The sequence below is a fragment of the Arthrobacter sp. TB 26 genome, from assembly GCF_000427315.1.
Taxonomy (GTDB): domain Bacteria; phylum Actinomycetota; class Actinomycetes; order Actinomycetales; family Micrococcaceae; genus Arthrobacter.
The window spans coordinates 1-7502 of the sequence record NZ_AUPJ01000062.1; the positions used below are offsets into that span (position 1 = coordinate 1).

Sequence of the window (7502 nt, forward strand, 5' to 3'; positions counted from 1 at the left end):
CGTGGCCGGCCGCCTGCAGCGCGGCGCCCTCGCCGGAGCCTTCGCGGTCAGCACCGTCGGTGACTGGGAAGGACTGCCCCGCCGGGGCGAGCTCGCGCTGCTGGGGGCCACGCCCAGCGGAACCACCCAACGCTAAGCCGGCCCGGCCGTCCGCCTCCACCACCATCCACTACACACCGACACAGAAAGCCTGGACCAACTGTGAAAATCATTGCTGCGGAAGTCTTTGTGACCAGCCCGTCGCGCAACTTCGTGACCCTTCGGATTACCACGGAGGATGGTGTGACCGGGATTGGGGATGCGACCCTGAACGGGCGTGAGCTCGCGGTGGCGGCGTATTTGAAGGAGCATGTGGCGCAGCTGCTGATCGGGAAGGACCCGCACCGGATCGAGGACACGTGGCAGTTCCTGTACCGGTCCTCGTACTGGCGGCGGGGTCCGGTGACGATGGCCGCGATTGCCGCGGTGGACATGGCGTTGTGGGATATCAAGGGCAAGCTGGCCGGGATGCCGGTGTATCAGCTGTTGGGCGGGGCGTCCCGGAACGGGCTGCGCGCCTACGGGCATGCCTCGGGTGCGGATCTGGAGTCGTTGTTTGATTCGGTCCGGGAGCATCTGGAGCTGGGCTACAAGTCGGTGCGGATCCAGACGGCGGTGCCGGGGATCAAGGCCGTGTACGGCGTTGCGGCGCAGGCGCAGGCCTCGGGGGAGCGGTACGACTACGAGCCGGCGGGNGCCGGGGCGCGTTCCCGGTGGAGGAGGACTGGGACACCCGGGCGTACCTGCGGCACCTGCCCGGCGTGTTTGAGGCGGTCCGGAACGAATTCGGTCCGGAGCTGCCTTTGCTGCACGACGGGCATCACCGGATGACCCCGATCCAGGCCGCGAAGCTGGGCAAGGCGCTGGAGCCGTATGACCTGTTCTGGCTGGAGGACTGCACCCCGGCGGAGAACCAGGAAGCGCTGCGCCTGGTCCGGCAGCACACCACCACGCCGCTGGCGATCGGGGAGATCTTCAACACCGTCTTTGATTACCAGACGCTGATCAAGGAACAGCTGATCGACTATGTCCGGGCCGCGTCCACGCATTTTGGCGGGATCTCGCCGCTGAAGAAGGTCATGGATTTCGCCGCGCAGTACCAGATCAAGTCCGGGTTCCACGGGCCCACGGACATTTCCCCGGTCGGGTTCGCCGCGCAGCTGCACGTCGGCCTGGCGATCCATAACTACGGCATCCAGGAATACATGCAGCACTCAGACAAAACGAACGAGGTCTTCGAGCAGTCCATGACGTTCGTGGACGGGTACCTGCACCCCGGGGATAAGCCCGGCATCGGCGTCGAATTCAACGAAGAAGCCGCCGCGGCCTACCCCTACCAGCAGGCCTACCTGCCCTACAACCGCCTCGTCGACGGAACGGTCCATGACTGGTGATCGGCCACGACTGGTGACGGTTCCGGCCTGAACGTCCGGGCACAAAACCCGCGACAAAAAAGGTCCCGGGCGGGATTCGATGCTCATCCGCCCGGGACCTGGCTCGTTGCGCGTCAGGCGAGTGCTGCTGACGGCCGCTCAAGGTGTGCCGGGATCAGTGAATGAGTTCCCGGGTCATGCCGAAGGGGACCTGATCGGACAGCGCTGCCGTGTAGTGGCCGGGCTTGTGCCGCGTGATCAGGATTCCGTGCGTCCCGGTGGCCATGGCGATCCGCTGGAGGCCACGTACGGCGTCGTCGAGCCGTTCGTCAAGGACGTGGCGGCTGTCCACCTGGATCTCAATGCACTCAGTTGCTGTGGTCATCGTTCTGTTCCTTCTTGGGTTTCACTTCTCGGCCCCAATGATTGAAGCGACAATAACGTCATATTTATAGCGCCGTCAAATCACCGCGCCGGGTCCAACCGGGCCGGTCCGGACCGGTAATTCGGCAGGCACTTTCCGCGCGCCGTTGACCTGCGGTTCCTTCGCCGCCGGCGTCGCTGCCGTGAGTGTGGTCACCCGGTCACAACCGTGAACCCAGTCTCCGGATAGCGGACGCCGTTGACCTGCAGCTGCAGTGCGTGGCCGCCGGAGTGGTGGACCCGGGTGGTCATCTGGCGGAACGCATGACGCTTCGAAAAGGTCCTGGCTTCGCCCGGCCCGAGGACGGCCGTTCCCAGCTTGAATACCTTCTCTGCCCGGGAACCGTTGGCCTTGGCATAATGCACCACGTAGTCGACGGCAAGGCGCGCCTGCGCCGGCCCGGTATTGGAGACCTCGAAATCGAAGGAGAGCTCCCCGGGCAGTTCGACGACGGCGCGGTCCAGCCTGGGCGCCGTCACGGCGAGCGACGCCGGCGGGAAGCCCAACAGCTCCAGTGCGCCCGGGTGGGCCTTCTTGAGGAGGGTCCGCAAGCCGTGGCGGACCACCTTGGGCGTGTTCGCGTCCGGGGCGGCCATCCACGTGGCAGCGGCGGCAACCACTTCATCGGGGGCATGGCGGGACAGGTCGTTCAGATGGTTGGCCACTGAGCGTCGGACGTCCTCGACCGGGTCACGGTACAGGGCATCGAGGATCGGCAGGGTGGCGGCGGGCCGGGCCGTGATCTCCGGAACCCGGATCGCCCATGGCAGGTATGCCCGGGTGCCCTCGCTGGCAAGCCGGCGGACATGCCAGTCCGGGTGGGAGGTCCAGCCCTGGATGACGGCCAATGCCCGGTCCAGATCGGCGGCGAGGAGCCGCCGGATCGCGAATTCACCGGTGAGCCGTGGCGTCAGCTCAGCGAGGAGCGACAGGCAGTCCTCGAAATCGCCGGGCCCTGTCCGGGCCAAGGCGAGGGTGACAGCTGCCTCGCTCACGGGCCAAATCATCCAGCCGGCACAGTCCGGGTCCGCCAGTGCCCGGCGGAAGATGGCCGCAGCCTCTGCGTAGTCCCCGGGCAGGTCAGCGAGCATGGCACCGCTCAGAAGGTCGGTGCGTTCCCGCAGGCTCAGTTCGTCGAGCTGCCCGGCCGTTTCGGCAAGGTGGGGTAAGCGGAGGCCGGGTGAAGCCTCGGCGAGGATCCGCTCCAGCGCGCCCACGACGCGCGGGTTGATCAGTTCATTCATGACGCCCATTTCTTCAGGTTACCGGCGGAAGGTTCGCGGGACCTGCCGGGCAGCCCCAGGCGCCCCCGAGCCGGAACCGGGATATTCTTCACGAAGGAAATGTCCACACACGGTGCAGAGGCGGATTCGGGAATGTCAGTAGAAAAAACCGGGAAGTCGCCCGGCCGGTGGCGCGTCTTCCACGACAAGTTCGTGGTGGAGGAACGCTACATGAGCGTGCAGGACCGGAGGAACCTGTACAGGATCGCCGTCGGGCTCATGATCGTTGGCGCCGTGCTGTTCTTCTCGATCCTTGCCGGCGTCCTCCAGCACGGCGGCCTCACGGCAGGGGACGAACCGGTCCGAACCTGGCTCCTGACCCTGCGGTCCGAACCGCTCACGACGGTCATGATCATCCTCGCGATCATCTTCGGCCCCGTTGCCCTGCCGATCATCATCCTGGTGGTGACCGTGGCCTGGGGACTGCTGGCCAAGCACGCCTGGCGGCCGCTGCTCCTCGCCGGCGCCATGCTCACCGGTGTCATCCTTGCCCAGATCATCGGCCGCACCATCGGGCGCCAGCGCCCGCCCGTGGACCTTATGCTCTTCGGCGCCGACTTCACCTTCTCCTTCCCGTCCGGGCATGTCCTGGGTGCCTGTGACTTCCTGCTGGTCACCGCCTTCCTGATCGCCTCGCGCCGGCACAACCGCGCGTCCGCCGTGGTGGCCTTCGTCGTGGCCGGCGTCGGGATCTTTTTCGCCGCGGTGAGCCGGCTGTACCTGGGTTACCACTGGCTGACCGATGCGCTGGCCTCGCTGTCCATCTCGTTTGTGATCCTGGGCGGGGTGATCGCACTGGACACCTGGCGCACTGCCCGCATCCGGGGTGAGCAAATCACCGGAACACTCTCGAAGGCCGACACCGCTCAGGCCTAGCCCGCCGGGCCGCACTTGCCCGGCCAGTTGCCACAAATGGTCGCAAAGGCGGCCCGGATTGCGGCCATTCACGTCACACGGGGGCTCAGTGTTTCAGGTCCGGCGCGAGCGGAGACGGTCCAGTTCGGTCCGCAGCCGGGCATTGACCGCCTCCAGCTCCAGGACCTTGGCCACACCCGCCAGGTTGAGTCCCTCCTCCAGCAGTTCATTGATCCGCCGCAACACCGCCAAATCCGCATTGCTGTACTGCCGGGTTCCGCCGGCGGTGCGGTCCGGCGTCACCAGGCCCTTCCGCTCGTAGAGCCTGATGTTCTGCTGCCCGGTCCCGACCAATTGGGCCACCACGGAGATCGCGTAGACGCCCAGCTCCTGACCCCGTTCCGCCACGGTTCTCCTTTGCAGTCCCCGGACACCGTTTCCGGCGTGCCAACACCTTTCCTCTTGCATCAGTGTCGCACCGGTGTTATAAAAAATCTATATCCACCACCACAGATAATCTGGGTGGCTGGATACATCAAAAGGACAATACTCTCGCATGAAGGAGTGGGAAATGATGTTGATGCGTACGGACCCGTTCCGTGACCTGGACCGGCTGACCCAGCAGGTCTTCGGGACGGCGGCACGGCCGGNGCTGCCATGCCGATGGACGCATGGCAGGAAGACGGCGAATTCGTCGTCGCGTTCGATCTTCCCGGCGTCAACGTTGACTCGGTGGACCTCGACATTGAGCGCAACGTGCTCACCGTCCGGGCCGAACGGCGCGACCCGACCCAGCCCAACGTTGAGTTGATTGCCTCGGAGCGGCCACGCGGCGTTTTCAGCCGCCAACTCATCCTCGGCGACACCCTGGACACCGAGAAGGTCAAAGCGCACTACGCCGACGGCGTCCTGACGCTCCGCATTCCGGTACAGGAACAGGCCAAGCCGCGGAAGATTGAAATCACTCATACGCAGGACAAGTTGCAGGAGATCGGGAAGTAGCTGCGGCGGGCGGATTGCGTCCGGCCGTCGACGAATGCCGGGGACCAGACCGTGCCCGCCGGAGCCGGCGCCGTCTGGTCCCCGCCTGGTCCATTCGGAGGGGGAGTGCGCCGATGAATCGTGACCCGCGCGGCTACTACGCCGCGTTGGACGTGACACCGGATGCGACGCCGGCCGAGATCCACCGGGCTTTCCGGGCGCTGATGCGGCTCCGCCATCCCGACGTCGAAGCGTCCTCGGGCGCTCTGCCCGAGGCGTCCTCCGATGCCTTGCCCGACAGCGGGGAGGACGCGCGGCGCATCCTGGAGTCGTTCGCGGTCCTGCGGAATCCGAAATCACGGGCAGAGTACGACCCCGCTTCCCAGCCCGTACGTCCCGGCGGCACCGTCGCGGGAAGCCGGGAAATTCCTGTGCGCTACCACCGGGACAAGCCGCCCGTGCTGTGGGTCACTCCGGTGCGGTGGGAACGGGGCCCGCAGTGATGCGGGCGCCGGGACCCGGCCACGACACGTCGGGTCCCGAAACACAAGAGAAGGAGGGCAGCCATGAGCGCATGGCGCCGCTACGATTCGCTGCTGTTGCCGGTCTTCCACGAGCGGTTCGAGGCCCGGTGGGGTGAGGGGACAGCACCGTTCCTTGACCCCGAGGCCCACGAAGCACCGCTGCCCCGGGCCCAGTGGATCAATATCGACACCGGGGCCGCGCTGGCCGTGGTTCCCATCTGGTCCGCCGATGACAGCCAGCACCGATCTTTCGGCGTCTTCTATTTGCCGCCGGCCGGCGACATCTGGGTGCTCAGGCCGGGGTGCACGAGCTATCTGGAACCGCCGGCTGAGGAGCCGGAACAGCTCCTGGCCCTGCGGAACGACGCGTTCAAGAAGGCCATGGCGCACGCCAAGGAGTTCTTGTTCGGGCCTGAAACATCGGTGTATTGAGTCTCCGCAGGAGCCTTCCCGCAAAAGCTCTGCAGGGCCAGGCCGGTCCGGCACGCGGGCGCCGGTCGTGGCGCGGGGATGCGCCGCGGCCTAAAATCAGTCAACTGCCGGAAACTACATAGGGGATCCACTGATGAGAGCATCCGCCAAGGACCTTGCCGCCCTGCTGCCGCCGCGCTTCACCCTGGGTGTGGCGACCGCTGCCTTCCAGATCGAAGGTGCATTGGCTGAGGACGGGCGCGGTCCCTCGGGCTGGGACCACTTCGCCGCCAAGCCCGGTGCAATCGTGGAGGATCACAGCCCCGAAATTGCCTGCGACCATTACCACCGGATGCCCGAAGACGTGGCCCTGATGAAGGAACTTGGCGTCGATTCCTACCGGTTTTCTTTCTCCTGGTCACGCATCCAGCCCGGCGGCAGCGGTCCAGTCAACCCCGCGGGCCTGGACTTTTATGACCGGTTGATTGACCTGCTGCTGGCCAACGGCATCGCGCCCATGGCCACGCTGTATCACTGGGACACGCCGCTGGAGCTGGACCAGGCCGGCGGCTGGATGAACCGGGACACGGCCTACCGGCTGGGCGAGTTCGCTGCGATCGCCGCGGCCGCGTACGGCGACCGGGTGACCCGCTGGGTGACGGTCAACGAGCCCGCCACGGTCAGCACCAACGGCTACATGCTGGGGATGCACGCGCCGGGCGAAGCGCTCATGCTCAAAGCGCTCCCGAGCGTCCACCACCAGCTGCTGGGCCACGGCTTGTCGCTGCAGGCGCTCCGGGCCGCCAACGTGCCGGGCGAAATCGGGATCACGAATGTCTATTCGCCCATGGTGCCTGCCTCGATCAACCCGCTGGACAAGCTCAGCGCCGGACTGATGGACATGGCCCAGAACCGCCTTTACGCGGACCCCGTTCTGCTCGGCAAGTACCCCGACACCATCCGCGCTGCCACCTTCTTTTCCTCCTTCAGCCCGTCCAGCGAGGACATGAAGCTGATCTCCCAGCCGCTGGACTTCTACGGGCTCAACTACTACATGCCGACCCGGGTGGCGTCAGGTCCGGGTGAGGGCGCCGTGCCCAAGGGGATGGCCGAGGCCATGGGCGATGACCTGAGCGGCACCGCGCCCGGCGCCCCGTTCCACATTGCGTCCTTCCCGGACACCGAAACCACCGCGTACGGCTGGCCCATCAAACCCGAGTACATGGCCGTCGCGCTCGCGGAAATGGCCGAACGCTACCCCGGCCTTCCCCCGGTCTACATCACCGAGGGCGGGGCGAGCTTCGAAGACCTCGAGATCCGGGACCCGGAAGGCCGGCTCATCATCCCCGACGAACGCCGGGTGAGCTACCTGGCGGACCATATCGCCACCGCCATCGAAGCGACGTCGCCCGGCGGCGCGGCAGAGTCCGTTGACCTGCGCGGGTACTACGTGTGGTCCCTGATGGACAACTTCGAATGGTCGGGCGGCTATAAACAGCAATTCGGGCTGCTGCACGTGGACCGCGAGACCCAGCAGCGCACCAAGAAGGCATCGTTTTACTGGCTCCAGGAGGTTCTCGCTGCACGACACCGGGACCCCGTCCCGGAGGTC

The 7502-nt window shown here is 66.2% G+C and carries 7 protein-coding genes and 2 pseudogenes; 6 read left to right on the plus strand and 3 right to left on the minus strand.

Annotation, left to right across the window (positions count from 1 at the left end; genetic code table 11):
* Positions 1-201: 201 nt before the first annotated feature.
* Positions 202-1433, plus strand: a pseudogene (manD, locus tag K789_RS21945) (D-mannonate dehydratase ManD).
* Positions 1434-1587: 154 nt separating this feature from the next.
* Here manD and K789_RS0101140 read toward each other — a convergent pair.
* Positions 1588-1797, minus strand: a complete 210-nt coding sequence (locus tag K789_RS0101140) for a hypothetical protein (RefSeq protein ID WP_024365143.1) — start codon at positions 1795-1797, stop codon at positions 1588-1590.
* A 191-nt stretch (positions 1798-1988) separates the two neighbouring features.
* Positions 1989-3089: a DNA alkylation repair protein gene (locus tag K789_RS0101145; RefSeq protein ID WP_024365144.1), complete on the minus strand. Its 1101-nt coding sequence runs from the start codon at positions 3087-3089 to the stop codon at positions 1989-1991.
* Between the two features lie 123 nt (positions 3090-3212).
* Here K789_RS0101145 and K789_RS0101150 point away from each other — a divergent pair, with 123 nt between their 5' ends.
* Positions 3213-3995 carry a phosphatase PAP2 family protein gene (locus tag K789_RS0101150; RefSeq protein WP_024365145.1) on the plus strand — a complete coding sequence of 261 codons (783 nt, stop codon included), beginning with the start codon at positions 3213-3215 and terminating at the stop codon, positions 3993-3995.
* A 93-nt stretch (positions 3996-4088) separates the two neighbouring features.
* Here K789_RS0101150 and K789_RS0101155 read toward each other — a convergent pair whose 3' ends face one another.
* Complete coding sequence (locus K789_RS0101155) at positions 4089-4382, minus strand: MerR family transcriptional regulator (RefSeq protein WP_024365146.1); 294 nt, start codon at positions 4380-4382, stop codon at positions 4089-4091.
* A gap of 166 nt (positions 4383-4548) precedes the next feature.
* Here K789_RS0101155 and K789_RS21950 point away from each other — a divergent pair.
* The 4 genes and pseudogenes from K789_RS21950 to K789_RS0101175 all read left to right on the plus strand — a co-directional run.
* Positions 4549-4976, plus strand: a pseudogene (locus K789_RS21950) (Hsp20/alpha crystallin family protein).
* Positions 4977-5089: 113 nt separating this feature from the next.
* On the plus strand, positions 5090-5458 hold the full coding sequence (locus K789_RS0101165; protein ID WP_024365147.1) for a J domain-containing protein: 369 nt from the start codon (positions 5090-5092) through the stop codon (positions 5456-5458).
* 63 nt (positions 5459-5521) lie between these two features.
* A complete protein-coding gene (locus tag K789_RS0101170) occupies positions 5522-5911 on the plus strand; it encodes a hypothetical protein (RefSeq protein ID WP_024365148.1) in 390 nt (129 codons plus the stop codon).
* 133 nt (positions 5912-6044) lie between these two features.
* A partial coding sequence (locus K789_RS0101175) for a GH1 family beta-glucosidase (RefSeq protein WP_024365149.1) occupies positions 6045-7502 on the plus strand: 1458 nt, incomplete at its 3' end.